Origin of the sequence: Microbacterium sp., from assembly GCF_052099035.1 — a bacterium.
Classification (GTDB): domain Bacteria; phylum Actinomycetota; class Actinomycetes; order Actinomycetales; family Microbacteriaceae; genus Microbacterium.
The window spans coordinates 1-15,104 of the sequence record NZ_JBQDSX010000064.1; the positions used below are offsets into that span (position 1 = coordinate 1).

Below are 15,104 nucleotides of genomic sequence, written 5' to 3' on the forward strand. Positions count from 1 at the left end.
GCACAACAATCGCACTCCCTGCCGTGTACGTCAGCGAGCATGTCGAACTCGGGTAGCCGAGGTGCTGTAAACGCACCTACCTCTCACACGAGTAGGAAGGTGGGGCAGGGACATGGGCTACAACGAGCAACAGGAACAGACCAACGAACCGCTGCGGGCGGTGGTGTACGTCAGGATCAGTGACGACCCCGAGGGTACGGAACGTGGCGTGGATCGGCAGGAGGCCGACTGCCGCGCCTACGCCGCAGCTCACGGCTGGGAAGTCACCGCGGTGTTTCGTGAGAATGACACATCGGCGTTCAAGCAGCGCACGATCACGTTGCCGTCGGGTGAGCGGGTGCGGCGGGTGATCCGTCCACAGTTCCGTGCGATGCTGACACCCCTCACCGATGGGCAGTCGCAGGTGATGATCGCCTACGACCTGGATCGCGCGGTGCGCGACCCGCGCGATTTGGAAGACCTCATCGACGCGAAGGTACTCGGCGGGTTCAGCGTCCGCTCGGTGACGGGTTCCCTGCGCCTCGACACGGATTCTGATGTGGCGATGGCCCGTGTGCTGGTGGCTATAGCGAACAAGTCATCCGCTGACACCGCTCGGCGCGTTGCGCGGGCAGCGAAGCAGCAGGCCATCGAGGGTACCTGGCATGGGGGCCGGGTGCCATTCGGATACCGCGCCGAGAACGGAGTCCTCGTCATCGACCCGGTGACTGGGCCGCTGGTGGTCGAGGCGTTCCAGCGAGTGCTCGCCGGTGACTCGCTGTACCAGATTCGCAAGGACTGGAACGAGCGCGGCATCCTCACCACGCACGGGTGCGCCTGGTCGGATCGGACGCTGAAACTGATGCTCCGCAACCCTTCCAACAAGGGAGTCCGCGAGTACCGCCCGGTGATGCCGGACGGGAGCCGCGCAAAGACCTCGAAGATGCAGGTGCAGGCGGCGTGGCCTGCGATTGTTGACGAGGACACCTGGCAGCAAGTCTCCGACGTGCTCGACGCCAGGAAGAAAGCCCGGAACTTCCACCAACCCGGCGCCGGCACCGCGGTACGGCTGTACCCGTTCTCAGGGCTGATCCGTTGCTCTGGGTGCGGGACGACGATGATTCACCGCGGCCCCGTCTACCAATGCGTGCAAGCTACGCGCGGTGGATGTCACCGGTCGATCCGCTCTTCTGAAATATCGAAGCTCATCGAGGAGGCGGTGCTGGCGACGTTCGAGCAGATCACCCTCGACCCCACCAAACGCCAATCATCTCGCGGTGATCCTGCGGCGCGGGTTGGGCTAGCGGCGACGCTCGACGCGGATCGGGAGCGCCTGGCGCAGCTCGATGACGATCACTATGACGGGTTGATCGACAAGGCTATGTGGGTTCGGCAGCGCTCCCGGATCGCGGAGCGGATCGAGCGCACCCGCCGCGAATACACCGCCACCCTTCCTGACCATCATGTGGGGCCGAGTATCGACGTAACCACCGTCGCGGCGGAGTGGGAGGGGCGTACCCCGATGTGGCAGTACCAGGCGACGAGCCTGATCCTTCAAGCGGTGCTGGTTCATGCGCTGCCGGAGGGGGTGAACGGCGCGACCCCGGCTCGTCGTCGTAACGAGAGCGTCGAAGCGTTCCATGTGCGCCGTACCGCGTACCGCGCTGAGATTCTGGCGAGCCGGGTCGAGTTCATCTGGCGCGCATAGCCCCACGTCAAGTGGGAGTGGCCCCGCGTCCCTGACTGGCGCAACGCTTCAGGGTGCGGGGCCTTCACGTCTCTCAGGGTCGGCACTCTTGACCGGGCGGGGCGCGGTGCAGAGTCCGCGCAACTCGGCCAGAACAGCAGGATCGTCCACGATGGCAGTGAAGCCCTGTGTGCGGCGTGACGCCTCAGCAAGGCGCGCGCCAAGGGTGGCAGCAGGCGACGGAGTGGGGACAGTAGGGGTAGGGGCGGATTGGACGGTGTGGGTGCTCATACCGGTAGGTGCGGCGCCCCACCCCCAGATCATGGGAGAGCTATTTGTCAGGGTTGGCGGCACGGATCGTCTCCGTGAGAGCGTCGTCGCCCCGCAAAGCCTCGAGTGATTCGCCGCTCAGTAGTCGCAGTAGAACACCGTCGCCGACAAGGGTGCCCGCGTGTTTCGGGTCGGGATGCCCGAGCACGATCCGCAACAGCGCGGACCACGATCGGGGCGGCAGACCGAGCGCCACCGGGACTGTGCGGTCACGGCGCAGCACTTCGACCCCACGCTGCCGGGAGGATAGATCGGCAAGTCGGTAGGCCACTTGCTCCACACAATTGGCGACCAGCGCAGCATCCCATCCCACAGAAGCGAACAGCGCGACCGTCGCAGATAGCAGCGCAGCGACTCGCGTCTCAGGCTCGCTCTCGTCCGTGTCGTCGGTATCGGGGTCGTGCGCGAACGCGGGGTGATAGTCGGCCAACCGCTCCCGCTCGGCGAACCGCACAGCATCATGGAACCCGATGATCCGGGCGGTATGTCGCACCTTGCTTGCAGAGGTTAGTATTCCGGCGGCACGAGTCTCCGCGTGGCAGGTGATCTGCACGGCTCGGGTGACCACGGCCCACGGGTTGCCCGCGTTCCGTGTCGCAGGGGCAAGCATCACCTCGAACGCCGCAGACGCTATCTCCCAGGCGTCCAGTCCGTGCTTCCGGGCGAGCGGACGGTATTTGACCGCCGTGTATCGCATGAGTTCTGCCGCTTCACGGTCGCCCCGCCACGCGCCCGGCCCGTCGTCGTGTAATCGGGTGAGCAAGGTGCGTAGGCCTTCTGGGCTCTCGAAACTGCTGCTGGTTGAGCCAGCCGTTCCCGCAGCTCCATTGAGGTCGGGTGAGGTGTGTTCGTCCACGGTGACGCCTCCCAGAAGGGAGGTGCGACACCGGGACCCACCGCTGGGCGTTCAGCCCCATCGCGATCAGACAGGTTCCCGCCGGAAAGGCCCGAACAGCGCGCTAAGGGGTGGAGGGGGCCTCGGGATCGGCCTCTATTTCGTCCGCGAGCATCTCTGTCACGGCGCGCGAGTCGGGGTCAGCGAGGTCGATGTTTCGCGTCATCGCCTCTGCATAGGCGTGCAGGATATGTTCGTCGCGTGTTGTGCTGTTGCGGCCGTGCTTCCAGTAGGCGGCGGCGAACAGGTGGTCCCGAGGTTGTCCGTGCCGAATGAGGCATCGGCGTGTCTCCGCGACGGTCGAGGCTTCGGCAGCGAGCCAGGTCTGCACTCCATTCTTGAGGGGGATCGTGGGGAGTGCTTTATCGAGTTCGTCGCGGAGTTCCGTCGGGGTCCACGCGTCACCTCTGCGGAGATGCAGTTGGAGGCGGGGGTGGCTCGGGATGAGCACGCTATCGTCAGATTCCGGCATGTGAAGCCAGGCATGGACTCGGTGCTGTTCCGGGACGCCCCGGAGGATCGCGGCCGCTGCGGGGAGTGCGCTGGCGTCAGCGATGAGGAGGTGTTCGGTGATGTCGTCACCGCACGCCCATTCGCGTCGCACCGTGTGCACGCCGATTTGGTCTCCTGGGCGGGCATGAATGAGCCAGGGGGCGAGGATGCCGCCCATGTGTGTGAGGACGTCGATCTCGATCGTGTCGGGTGCGAGCCGGTGTGAGACGGTCATTGCTCGCATCTCGGGCGCGCCGTCCTTTCCGGGTACGGCGATTTTGATGCCGTCTGCAGGCAGCGTGGGCTTGTAGTCGGCCAGGTCTGCGGAGGTGAGGGTGACGCGGGTGTAGCTGGGGGTGATGCTGCGGATGCTGGTGATCTCGGCGCTGGTGGAGACGGGACGCATGTTCTGCTGAGTGAGTTCGCGGATGCGGTGTCGGATGGTGGTCATGCCGGCTGTGGTCCTTCCAGAGTGATGGTGCGGTCGGGGTGCCAGATGGCGGGGTCGCGGTGTGTGACGAAGACGAGAGTCGCATCGAGGTCGGCGAGGGCGTCGGCGATCCGCTCTTCTGTGTTCTTGTCGAGGGCGGAGGTGGCCTCGTCGAGCACGAGCACCGGCGCGTTCTTGAGGAGAGCGCGTGCGATCGCGACGCGTTGACGTTCACCTCCGGAGAGTGACTGCCCGTGAATGCCGAGGTGCTGATGGATGCCAAGCGGGTGGCGAGCGATCACCTCGCGCAGTTGGGCGCGCTCGGCTGCGTGAAGGGTCTCGTCGTCGGAGGCTCCGGGGCGGCCGAGTCTGATGTTCTCGGCAAGCGTGCCGGTGAGCACGACGGGGTCCTGGGGGACGTAAGCGATTCTTGCAGTGATCTCCGTCTCCTCGAGTGCGGAGAGCGAGACGCCGCCAAGAGTGACAGCGCCCGCGGCGGGGTCGTCGAAGCGCTGCAACAGTCCGAGGAGGGTGCTCTTGCCCACACCGCTGGATCCGGCGACGTGGACGCGTGTCCCTACGGGAATGGTCGCGGTGATCGCGCGGAGCGCGGGCGGATGCGCGACGTCGCGAAGTTCGATCTCAGAACCTGCCGGAGGAACGGGGCCAGCGGGGGCGGGCAGGCTCGGCGCCGTCGCGGCCGAATGGTAGGCCGAGCTGTGTGAGCGTACCTCGTTGAGGCTGATGCCGGCGAGGGCGAGTTCGTCGATCGGGGCGGAAGCCCGCATGGTGAGCACCAGCAACGCGAGGGCTGCCAGCGGGGTCGCGAGCTGTCCGGACGCGGCGAGCAGGATCAGCATCCCGGCAACGGGCATGACCGATGCGAGAGAGGACACGAGGGTTGCGGGCGCCGCGGCCCGGTTGGTGTGCGCCATCGCCTGTTCCTGTCGTGTCCATGCTTCATCTGCGCGGACGAGACCTCGAGGGCCGGCGGCGGTGCGGATCAGTTCTAGGTGTTCGACGAATTCCATCGTCGCGCGCGTCGACTCCTGCTCGATGCGATGGCGCTCGGCGTCGGCGCGTTGCAGGTGACGTTGCGCGAGCATCTGCGCGGCGAGGGCGGCCAGCAGCAGGAGTGCGAGTACGCCTGCCTCTCGAGCACCTGACACGAACCCGACCGCAGCGACCATGAGCACGGGGACAAGCGGTGCGCAGATCAACGTCTGCAGCTGATGGGCGGGCACACCCATGAGCGCCGGTATGCTGCGTCCGGCAACGGTGGTCACGAGCGCACGTCTCTCGGCCGTGAACCATGACAACTTCGCAGTGGAAAGGGATCGGCCGAGCTGGGCATAGAGGTCGCCGGCCAACCGCGCGCCGCCCAGGTACCCGGTGCGGGAGACCAGCACGGTGGCGACCAGCGACACGGCCGCCGCGGCGAGCACGGGCAGGACGCCGCCCCGGTCGCGGATCGCGACGGCAAGGACCGTGTAGGCGGTGGCTTCGGCGAGGGCCGCGAGTACCCAGCCGGCGCCGATCCATGCCATCCGCCGTCTCGCCGCGGCCGGAAAGCCCGGCCGCACCTGCTCGGGTGCCGAGGTGCTGCGATTCATCGGTTGTCTCCTTCCGCAGGGGTGGCCGCCGGCGCGAGCCTGAAGATATGGTTGGCTCGAAGGGCGAGGCGCGGATCGTGGGTGACCGCCGCGATGGTCTTCCCGTCAGTCCGGGCGAGCTCTTCGAGCTCGTCCCAGAAACGAGTGGCTGTCGCGTCGTCGAGGGCGCTCGTGGGCTCGTCGAGCAGGATCACGCCCGCCTGCGCGAGGAACGCGCGGGTAAGCGAGACGCGCTGGCGCTCGCCACCGGACAGCAGGGCAGCGTCCGTATGGAGGGGGAGATCGAGCTGGGCGCGAGCGAGGGCAGCCGTCAGAGTCGCGTCGTCGGCGTCGGGGGCGGCCAGGCGAAGGTTTTCACGGATGCTTGCTGGGAGCACGTCTCCGCCCTGCGGGATCAGTAGTACCGCCTCCGGCCGTGCCTCTTCGGAAAACGCTGACACGTCGGTTCCCCCGACCCTGACGATGCCGCTCGCGGGCGGCTGGAGGCCCGCGAGCACGCGAAGGAGGGTGCTCTTTCCCGCACCGCTTGGACCCGTGATTGCCGTTACCGCGGACGCTGGCGCGGTCAGGGCGAGTCCGTCGAGGATCTTCCGGCCGTCCGCCGAGACCACGATCTCGTCCGCCAGAATGTCCGCCGGCCCATCGACCGCATTCGCGCTGCCGTGTGGCAGTGTGGATTCGGCGAGGAGTCCTCCGATGCGTGAGGCCGCCGTTCGCCCTGCGGTGACGTAGTCGAGGCCGTGTCCAAGCCGGAGCGCGGGCGTGACAAGAGCCAGACCCAGCAGGAGGATTGCCGCGAGCATGGCGGGTTCCCATTCGGAGCCGACCGCGTAGGCGATGGCGTAACTTGTGGCCGATTGCAGCAGGCCGACGGCGACCGCGGCGGGGGTGGCGACGCGTCGTACCCAGGTGAGCATGCCGGTGGTGAAGCGCCGCGCGGCATCCGTGTAGTCCGCGAGGGCGCCGTCCGCTGCGCCGTAGCTGCGGAAGACATGGATACCACGGGCGTAGTCGTCGACCGCGGTCGTGATCTCGCCCATCACCCGGCCCCGCTCGGCGCCGTGTTTCGCCGAGAGCCGCGGGATCACCGTGAGGTAGGCCGCCCCGGCAAGCGCCCCCGGGATGAGGGTGAGCAGGGATGCGGGCCCGGCGAGTGTCAGCATCAGGATCACGGCGCACACGGGGACCGCGACGAGGGTGGCTGCCTCCGCGGGGAGGTGGGCGATCATGTGGTGCAGCGCGGCAACATCCTCGGAGAGGAGCCGACGCGAACGATCCGTCGGGTAAGCGGCCAAGCGATCGGCCGGCAGCCGGAGCAGGCGACCGGCCACCTCGCGCCGCACACGCGCCTCGAACCGCCCCTCGACAGCGTGCGCGAGCCACGACGCGCCCGCAGCCAGGAGCGCCGCGCACAGCCAGGCGCCGCAGGCCCAACCCACCCATGCGGGGGCCGGGGCGTCGGTCAGGTGCACGATCTGCCATATCGCGGCCAGGCCGCACAGACCCGAGAGCGTTGTGCCGGCCGCTGCAACGGCCAGTACCGGGAGGAAGGGACGCAGCAGTCGCAGGACGGCCGGGTCGAGGAGAGGTGTCTTGGTTGTCACACCCTAACTATACGCGTATAGTTAGGGTGACCTAAGAAAGGATGGATGACATTGTGAGCAAACTCGATCCCACGAAGATCGTGGACGAAGCTCTCGCCATCGTGCGGTCCGAGGGCGAGGCAGCGCTATCGATGCGCTCCCTCGCCACGACGCTGGGCGTGACCCCAATGGCGCTGTATCACCACTTCGTGGATCGCGACGCACTGCTGCTCGCCTTGGTCGAGCGCGTCTCCGAGACCATCGCCTTCCCTCCCTCCGCGCACGATCCCGTGCAGGGCTCGGTCGATCTCGCCCTCTGTCTGCACGGCTTCCTCGTCGAGCACTCGTGGATGATTCGCCTGGTCTCCACCGGCAGGCTCGCGAGCCCGGCCGGCCTCCGGTTCCCGGAAGGATTCCTCTCCTGCGCCCGCCGAGCCGGGCTCGATGACGAGGCAGCGTTCGTGTTCTACCGCACCATGTTCGCGACGATCCTCGGGCAGGCCACCATCACCTGCGCCAAGCGGGACCGCCCGAGCGTCCTCCCCGAACGCGCTGGAGCCCGCCCGCTGCTCCCCATCGTCACGGAACTGGCGCCGCGCTGGCAGGAACTCGACGGGGCGCAGACCCCGGCGCGTGTGTTCGAAGCCGCCGCACGCATCCTGCCAAGTGCTTGATACCCGAGACCCCACCAGAGAAACGAGAAAACCCATGCCAAGAGTGGTTCGCCCCCGTCCCGCCTCCGCGATGGCTGCCGTGCTGGCCGGCGCGCTGCTGCTCGCCGGCTGCGCCTCCGGGCCTACGGCACCTTCCACGGACGGATCCGCGCCCAGTGGTGGCGCATTCCCGGTGACCCTGCACAACGCCTACGGCGACGTCACGATCAAGGAGAAGCCCGAACGGATCGCTGCCCTCGGTTACGCTGACGTGGCGCTGGCGTCGGCGATGGGTGCGGAGGTGGTGCTCGCACCCGAATCGTTCACCTCCGTCGCCGGAGCAGGCGACGAGAAGAATCTGCCGTACGTCGACCCGCTCCCTGAGGACACGACCTGGGTGAACCCGATGAGCATCAACGTCGAGCAGGTCGCTTCCGCCATGCCCGACCTCATCCTCGCCACCGCCGCGTTCACCCTGGACGAGGCCATGTACCAGCAGCTCAGCGACATCGCACCCGTCGTCACCTACGAGGAAGGCCTCTACCAGGCCACCAGCGAGGAATCCGCCGCACGCGTGGGGCAGGCCCTCGGTGATCCCGAGGCCGCCGAGCAACTGATCCGGCAGGCGGACGACGCCATCGCGAAGACCAAGGATGAGCTGCCGAACCTCGACGGCGGCACCTTCCTGTACGGGCAGGCCCGCGATGGCGTGGTCGTGTTCCTGGTCGATAAGGAGAACGTCACCGCCCGGTTCATGCAGCAGCTCGGGCTCGTCTCCCTTCCTGCGATCACGGAACTCGGCGGGCAGGGCTCCGTGCCCGGCTCGATCGACGTAAGCTTCGAGCAGGCCCCGCTGTTCAACGACGCCGGCGTGCTGTTCATGACGTACCAGTCCGACGCTCTGCAGCAGAAGTTCGAGTCCGACCCGATCGTGTCCCAGCAGCCGATCATGCAGCAGCGGTACGTCCCCGTCGGCCTCGAGGCCGCGACAGCCTTGCAGGACCCCAATGTCGCGGCCGTGCCGTGGCTGCTTGAGGAGCTGCGATCTGGCCTCGAACTCATTCCCGCGACGTGACCCGCCCGCTCGAGGAGGCGAGGCCTGCCCGCTGGCCACGCCTCCTCGCAGCGGTGCTCATCGCAGTCATCCTGGTCGGCATGCTCGCCTCCGCCAGCGTACTGATCGGCTCCCGACCTATTGGCCCCGCCGAGATCATGGCGCTCGTCAGCGGGCGAGGATCGGAGGAGGTGAGCACCCTCGTCGGCGAGGTACGTCTGCCGCGCACCCTCGCCGGGCTGCTCGTCGGTGCTGCACTGGCCTGGGCCGGGGCGCTCATGCAGGCGATGACCCGGAACCCCCTCGCAGACCCGGGACTGCTCGGAGTCGGATCCGGGGCCGCGTTCGCGGTGACGATCGGTATGAGCTGGCTCGGACTCCGCTCCGCCCTCGGGATCGCAGCCTCCGCGATCCTCGGTGCCGCAGCGGTCACCACGGTCGTGCTCATCCTCGGCCTCCGGGGGCGTGCGGACGGTTCTCGGCTAATCCTCGCCGGAGTCGCGTTCAGCATGACCATCTCCGGCATCCAGTCGGCCATCACCCTGCTGAACCCCCGCGCTCTCGACGCGATGCGAGCCTGGTCCGCCGGATCGCTCGCAAGCCCCGATCGCGAGGTCATCGCCCTCTCACTCCCGATACTGGTTGCCGGCGCTCTGATCGCCCTTCTGCTGGTCCGTCCGATGGACGCGCTCGCTCTCGGCGACGACCTCGCCCGCGGCCTCGGCTCACACCCCCTGGCCACCCGGGCCGGCACAGGGCTCGCGGCCGTGTGCCTCGTCGGCGCCGCCACCGCGATCGCCGGGCCCATCGGATTCATCGGCCTCATGATGCCGCACATCGTCCGGCCCTTCACCGGCCCCCGCACCGCACCCCTCCTGCTCGTATCCGCGTTCGCAGGCGCCGGCCTGGTCCTCACCGCCGACATCCTGTCCCGCATCATCCTCTGGCCGGGAGAGATCCCCGTCGGGGTCGTCTGCGCAGCCCTCGGGGCGCTGGCGATGCTCGTTCTCCTCCGGAGACGCCGATGAGGCGACGCCCGATCGACTTCGGACCCGGTGATCGGACCGCATGGCGGTGGGCCGTCGCGTTCCTCGCACTTGCCGGTCTGATTCTCGCCTCGCTCGATTCTGGGGACCTGCCGCTGACACCGCAGGAGGTGCTCGACGCGCTCCTCGGGCGCGCCGACGACTTCACGACGACCGTCGTCCTGTCTTGGCGGCTGCCGCGCGCGCTCACCGCCCTCGCATTCGGCGCAGCCCTCGGCACAGCCGGCGCGATCTTCCAATCCCTCACCCGCAACCCGCTCGGCAGCCCCGACATGATCGGCTTCAACACCGGCGCCTACACCGGTGTTCTCCTCACGCTGCTCCTCCTACCGGCAAGCGGGTTTCTCGCTCTCGCGGTGGCCTCCATCGTCGGCGGGCTCGTGACAGCTCTCCTCGTACTCACCCTCACCCGTCCCACCGGAAGCGGCGGCCGCGGCCTCATTCTCACCGGGATCGCCATCAGCGCCCTGCTCACCGCAGTCAACACCTGGCTGCTCTACCGCACCGACACCGCCACCGCCACAACCGGATCCATCTGGGCCGCCGGCACCCTGGACAACATGCGCTGGGCGCAGGCCTGGCCCGCCCTCACAACCCTGGCCGTCATCGCAATCGCCACCTCCGCCGTTCTCCCGACACTTCGCATCCTCGCCCTCGGCGACGACCTCGCGACAGCACTCGGCCTGCGAGTGCCACGCGCGAGAACAACACTCGTCGTCTCCGCGGTTCTTTTCACCGCCACCACCACCGCAGTTGCCGGACCGATCATGTTCATCGCCCTCGCCGCCCCGCACATCGCGAAGATCCTGCTCCCACGCGAACGACCGATCCTCGCCGCCACCGTCTCCGGCGCGATCCTGCTCGCCGCCGCCGACTGGATCGCCGCCCACGCCTTCGCACCAACCCAGCTCCCCGTCGGCGCGATCACCGTCACCCTCGGCGGCCTCTACCTCACACTCTCGATCCTGCTGCGACGTCAGTGATCAGTCTCGAACTCGCCGGAGAATCGGCACACTACGAGACGATGCCTCCCAGACGGCATGCACTACTGGGGACAACAGGGCCTCTCGAAAGACCGCATAGCCTTCGCCATCTACACAGTTATGTGTCAGGGCCTGCCGCACCGATGTCCTGAGACAGCACAAACAAAACAGTGATGCACGTATGCCACCGTGGGTGGGGCGTGCGCACCTCCCTCATGAGACGACTCATGAGGGAGGCCGAGGTGAAGGGCGGGGTGATCCTGTTCCGCGGCAGCGGTTCTGCCGCGCGCAGATATGTCGAGGCCGACCGCTCCCGCGCCGACGAGTATTACCTCGGCGCGGATGACGCCGTAGCCGACTACGCGGTGCTCGACAACACGGGCGAAGCCACCGATACTCGATCCCTGACTGCCGACGAGTATGAGGGGTGGGTGGACTGGCGCGATCCGGTCACGGGCGAGCAGATGGGCACCCCGCGCGCGGCAGCGGTGGGTACGAAGGGTTCGCCGTTGTTCGCGGAGATGACGATCAACGCCCCCAAGAGTCTGTCCGTCGCGGCTGCCCTCCACCCGGAAGTCTCCGATGCCCTCGATGCAGCGCAGCAGGATGCCCTGGCCGAGATACGGCGTTGGCTCGGTCAGCACTCTGTGACGCGGGTCGGCCCGCGTGACGCCCGTGAAATCATTCCCATCGAGCGGATGCAGGTCGTCGGTATCCGGCACAAGACATCGCGGGCTGGTGATCCGCACCGGCATATCCATATGCAGATCGGTACTCGGGTGTGGGCGGCTGGGAAGTGGCGGGCGCTCGATACTGCGGCGTTGTTCAAGCAGCAGGGCGCGATCCGCGCTCTCGGCACCGCGATCATCGCCGCGCACCCGCACCTCGCCCAGACCCTCGAAGAACACGGCCTGACGCTCGATCCCGCCTCCGGTGAAGTAGCGGAATTGGAGCCGTTCAACGGGGTGATGTCGAAGCGGTCGGCGCAGATCAGACGGAACCTTGACCGGCTCGAAGCCGAATGGGAAGCGCTGCATCCGGGTGAAGTGCTGGGCCCGGTGATGACGGCCCGGTTGCAGCGCATCGCGTGGACGCACCAGCGCCCCGGCAAGAAGCCCGCCTACCTCAAGAACGAGCAATGGTGGGTGCAAGAACTCCGCGACGCCGGATACAACCCCGCCCTACAGCAGCGACGACCCGCGCAACGGGCGGTCTCGGTAGATGACCTGGCCGTGCAGGAGGTTGCATCGCGCGCGCTCGACCGGAGCGCCGCAGACTCGTCGGCGTGGACGCGGCACACGATCCAGGAGCACGTCACCCGCATCACCACTGAGGCAGGCGTGCAGGCGACGTCCGCCGAGTTGCGGGAGTTCATCACCCTGGCGACCGAGCTTGCCGTCTCGGACTGCCTCTCAGTCTTGCCGCCAGGCGCGCCGACGCCGGAGCATGTCGCGCACCTGATTAGCCTGAGCGTGGTTGCTGCCGAGACCGCGCTGCGCGACCAGCTCGCCGCCGCGACGCCGGATCGGGAGCCGGATCATCCCGACGTGACCGAAGCCGCGCGAACGGCTGGACTCGATGAAGGACAGACCCTCGCGGCTGCGGCGGTTGCCTCGACCGACCCTTTGGTGATCGTGGAGGGTGCGGCGGGGAGTGGGAAGACGACGATGCTGCGCACCGCGATCACCGTCGCTGCCGAGCACGGGCGTGCGTCGCGGGTGGTTGCGCCGACGCTGCGCGCGGCGCAGGTCGCGCATGAAGAACTCGGGGTGCCCGCAACGAGCGTTGCGACGCTCGTGCATGCGCACGGGTGGCGGTGGAACAGCGACGGCGTATGGACACGCCTCGCCCCTGGCGATACCGACCCCGAGAACGGGCGCACCTACACCGGCCCGCGCGAAGACGCGCGGCTCGCGCGGGGCATGCGCGTGATCGTGGACGAGGCCGGGATGCTCGGCCAAGACACCGCTCGCGCCCTCCTCACGGTGACTGCCGAGGCTGGGGCGACGGTCGCGCTCGTGGGCGACCGCGCTCAACTCCCCGCTGTCGGTCGTGGCGGTGTGCTCGACATGGCCGCGCAGATCAGGGGCCGCACCTACGACATGACCGAGTTGCACAGGTTCTCCGATGCCGAGTTCGCGGCGCTCACGTTGCGGATGCGTGACCGTACCAAGCCCGGCGAGGTGTTCGACCGTCTCGCGGTTATGGGTCTCGTCACGCTGCACGCAGACGAGGGAGCCGCCCGCGACCGCATCACCGACCAAGCCCGTGACGGCGAAGCCATCACGGTGGCGACCAACGACGAGGCCGCTGCGGTGAACGAGCGCATCCGGGCCGGACGGGTCGAGCGAGGTGAGGTCGACGACACCACGACGGTCACGGGAAGCGACGGCCTGCCTATCGGGGCTGGTGACCTGATCCAGACCCGCAGGAACGACACCACTTTGGGTGTGGCGAACCGGCAGCAGTGGGTCGTCCAACACGTCACCGACGACGGCACCGTCTACGCCCGCGAAGCCGCCAGCGGCCGCAAGAACCCCCGCACCGTCACCCTGCCTACCGAGTACGTGGCAGAGCATGCGCATCTGTCCTACGCAGCGACCGCCTACGGCGTCCAAGGCACAACCGTCAACAACTCGCACACCCTGTTGAGTGAGGTGACCAGCGCCGCAGGTGTGTACGTCGGCATGACGAGAGGCCGTGAGACGAACCGGCTGCATGTCGTGGCCGCGGATATGGCCGACGCGCGGGCGCAGTTCATCGAGGCGATGGAACGCGACTCGGCAGACCGGGGCCTCGACCAGGCCACCCGCGCCGCGCAAGAAGCCGTGCGCGGCCTCATCGCAGACGGCCCCGTTAGGCTCGTCACCGAAGAACTCGCCCGCCTTGACCACGAGACCGAGCGGGCCGAACAAGCAGCGGAACGGTGGGAGCAGATCGCCGCCCGCCTCGACGCCCAACGTGCCGCGCATCGGATCGAGGATGACGAGAGCGCCGCCGTGCTCCGCAAGGCCGAGGAAGCCGCCGCACAGGTCCGCACCGAGGTCACCGGGCCGCTCACCGTCCAGGCCGAGCAGGATGGGGCCGCCTACCTCGCCGCCGTCGAGCACGAGACTGCCACCCGTGGACGGCTCGCCAGCGCTGGCAGGTTCGGCAAGCGCAAAGCCCGTACCGAGTACCGGGCCGCGACCGAGCAGGCCCAGACCCGACGGGTACAGGTGCGCGAGTCCTGGGGCGAGCCGCCCCGCACCCTCGACGCACTGCCCGCGTGGGCGACCCCGGCCGCAGCGCGGCAGGCCGAGACCGACCCGCGCGTGATTGACGCCGCCCAGCACGTCGAGGCAGCACAAGCCGAACGCGCAGCAACGCGGCAGCAGCACGAACGAGAGCACCGCGCGCTACTGGTCAGTGAGTACGGAGCCGAACGAGTGCGCCGCGAGCCAGTGCGCGTGCGCGTCACCAATCCACACCGCCAAGCGGCACAGGCTCGCACGCGAGCGGCCGCGACCCACGCCGAAGCCGACGAACTCCGCAGCCTGCCCGTAGGCGAAGCAGCCCGACGCATCGAGGCCAAACGCGCCGAGCAGGAGCAAACCCGTCAGCGAGCGGCAGAGCGGGCGCGGCAACTCCGCGACCCATTCGAGCGCGACCCCCACCACCGTGACCCGCGCCGCGACGGGCGAGGTTTGGGGAGGTAATCAGCGGCAGACCCCTCACCAACGCAGCCATGCTTCGTAGAATGGGGGCATGAGCACTACCCGCGCGACGACCCCTGACAATCCGGACTCTTCCGTCGTCGCCGTGCTCGGTCTCGATGACGCGGGTGAGATTCTTACGCTTCAGCGTGCCGCGTACCTCACCGAAGCCACTGCACACAACGACTTCGACCTCCCGCCGTTGACGCAGACCCTCGCAGAACTCGCAGAGGAACTGGCCGACTCCACCGTGACCGCGCTCGGCATCCATGACGATGGACGACTCATCGGAGCCGTCCGCGTGCACCGCTCAGAGAACGCGGCCGAACTCGGGCGGCTCATCGTCGCCCCCGACCGTCAGGGCCAAGGCATCGGCACCCGACTCCTTCTCCACGCCGAGACCGTGTATCCCGAGGCAAGCGAGATACGGCTGTTCACCGGCGAGCACAGCATCGCCAATCTCCGCCTCTACGCTCGCCACGGCTACCACGAGACCGGTAGAACATCAGTGGGCGACTACCAACTCGTCCACCTCGCCAAGACCCTCCGATAGACTGGAACCGCGCACACGCGCACAATCACGGGTGAGTGCGTTTGGGGCACCTCGGCTATGCCTAATCGGGTTTGATTACGCGGCATACCCAGACATGACGAAGCTTGCCGA

Annotated in this window: 11 protein-coding genes; 7 read left to right on the forward strand and 4 right to left on the reverse strand. The window is 68.0% G+C overall.

What is annotated here, in order from left to right:
* Positions 1-112: 112 nt before the first annotated feature.
* Complete coding sequence (locus ACTIAO_RS14515) at positions 113-1,687, forward strand: recombinase family protein (protein ID WP_441906909.1); 1,575 nt, start codon at positions 113-115, stop codon at positions 1,685-1,687.
* A gap of 310 nt (positions 1,688-1,997) precedes the next feature.
* Here the strand turns inward: ACTIAO_RS14515 and ACTIAO_RS14520 are convergent, their stop codons facing one another.
* The 4 genes from ACTIAO_RS14520 to ACTIAO_RS14535 all read right to left on the reverse strand — a co-directional run bounded on the left by ACTIAO_RS14520 (position 1,998) and on the right by ACTIAO_RS14535 (position 7,030).
* Complete coding sequence (locus ACTIAO_RS14520; protein WP_441906910.1) at positions 1,998-2,852, reverse strand: exopolyphosphatase; 855 nt, start codon at positions 2,850-2,852, stop codon at positions 1,998-2,000.
* 103 nt (positions 2,853-2,955) lie between these two features.
* Entirely contained in the window at positions 2,956-3,834 is an 879-nt protein-coding gene (locus ACTIAO_RS14525) for a siderophore-interacting protein (protein WP_441906911.1), read from the reverse strand.
* Positions 3,831-5,426 carry an ATP-binding cassette domain-containing protein gene (locus ACTIAO_RS14530; RefSeq protein WP_441906912.1) on the reverse strand — a complete coding sequence of 532 codons (1,596 nt, stop codon included), beginning with the start codon at positions 5,424-5,426 and terminating at the stop codon, positions 3,831-3,833. Before ACTIAO_RS14530 ends, ACTIAO_RS14525 begins: the two co-directional genes overlap by 4 nt.
* Positions 5,423-7,030 (reverse strand): ATP-binding cassette domain-containing protein, encoded by a 1,608-nt coding sequence (locus ACTIAO_RS14535; protein ID WP_441906913.1) that lies wholly within the window; start codon positions 7,028-7,030, stop codon positions 5,423-5,425. The genes ACTIAO_RS14530 and ACTIAO_RS14535 overlap by 4 nt, the downstream gene beginning before the upstream one ends.
* A gap of 41 nt (positions 7,031-7,071) precedes the next feature.
* On the opposite strand from ACTIAO_RS14535, the gene ACTIAO_RS14540 reads away from it, so the two are divergent.
* The 6 genes from ACTIAO_RS14540 to ACTIAO_RS14565 all read left to right on the forward strand — a co-directional run bounded on the left by ACTIAO_RS14540 (position 7,072) and on the right by ACTIAO_RS14565 (position 14,993).
* Positions 7,072-7,683 carry a TetR/AcrR family transcriptional regulator gene (locus ACTIAO_RS14540; RefSeq protein WP_441906914.1) on the forward strand — a complete coding sequence of 204 codons (612 nt, stop codon included), beginning with the start codon at positions 7,072-7,074 and terminating at the stop codon, positions 7,681-7,683.
* A gap of 34 nt (positions 7,684-7,717) precedes the next feature.
* Complete coding sequence (locus ACTIAO_RS14545; RefSeq protein ID WP_441906915.1) at positions 7,718-8,737, forward strand: ABC transporter substrate-binding protein; 1,020 nt, start codon at positions 7,718-7,720, stop codon at positions 8,735-8,737.
* Positions 8,734-9,744, forward strand: a complete 1,011-nt coding sequence (locus ACTIAO_RS14550) for a FecCD family ABC transporter permease (protein ID WP_441906916.1) — start codon at positions 8,734-8,736, stop codon at positions 9,742-9,744. Before ACTIAO_RS14545 ends, ACTIAO_RS14550 begins: the two co-directional genes overlap by 4 nt.
* Entirely contained in the window at positions 9,741-10,745 is a 1,005-nt protein-coding gene (locus ACTIAO_RS14555; protein WP_441906917.1) for a FecCD family ABC transporter permease, read from the forward strand. Before ACTIAO_RS14550 ends, ACTIAO_RS14555 begins: the two co-directional genes overlap by 4 nt.
* Before the next feature lie 227 nt (positions 10,746-10,972).
* Positions 10,973-14,443 carry a MobF family relaxase gene (mobF, locus tag ACTIAO_RS14560; protein WP_441906918.1) on the forward strand — a complete coding sequence of 1,157 codons (3,471 nt, stop codon included), beginning with the start codon at positions 10,973-10,975 and terminating at the stop codon, positions 14,441-14,443.
* A gap of 49 nt (positions 14,444-14,492) precedes the next feature.
* A complete protein-coding gene (locus tag ACTIAO_RS14565; RefSeq protein ID WP_441906919.1) occupies positions 14,493-14,993 on the forward strand; it encodes a GNAT family N-acetyltransferase in 501 nt (166 codons plus the stop codon).
* Positions 14,994-15,104: the final 111 nt, after the last annotated feature.

What these genes read in the sequence shown, in the direction of transcription:
- ACTIAO_RS14555 (WP_441906917.1), top strand. Translation starts at nt 9,741, where the DNA reads ATGAGGCGACGCCCGATCGACTTCGGACCCGGTGATCGGACCGCATGG.
- ACTIAO_RS14540 (WP_441906914.1), top strand. Translation starts at nt 7,072, where the DNA reads ATGGATGACATTGTGAGCAAACTCGATCCCACGAAGATCGTGGACGAA.
- ACTIAO_RS14565 (WP_441906919.1), top strand. Translation starts at nt 14,493, where the DNA reads ATGAGCACTACCCGCGCGACGACCCCTGACAATCCGGACTCTTCCGTC.
- ACTIAO_RS14515 (WP_441906909.1), top strand. Translation starts at nt 113, where the DNA reads ATGGGCTACAACGAGCAACAGGAACAGACCAACGAACCGCTGCGGGCG.
- mobF (WP_441906918.1), top strand. Translation starts at nt 10,973, where the DNA reads ATGAGGGAGGCCGAGGTGAAGGGCGGGGTGATCCTGTTCCGCGGCAGC.
- ACTIAO_RS14545 (WP_441906915.1), top strand. Translation starts at nt 7,718, where the DNA reads ATGCCAAGAGTGGTTCGCCCCCGTCCCGCCTCCGCGATGGCTGCCGTG.
- ACTIAO_RS14525 (WP_441906911.1), bottom strand. Translation starts at nt 3,834, where the DNA reads ATGACCACCATCCGACACCGCATCCGCGAACTCACTCAGCAGAACATG.
- ACTIAO_RS14530 (WP_441906912.1), bottom strand. Translation starts at nt 5,426, where the DNA reads ATGAATCGCAGCACCTCGGCACCCGAGCAGGTGCGGCCGGGCTTTCCG.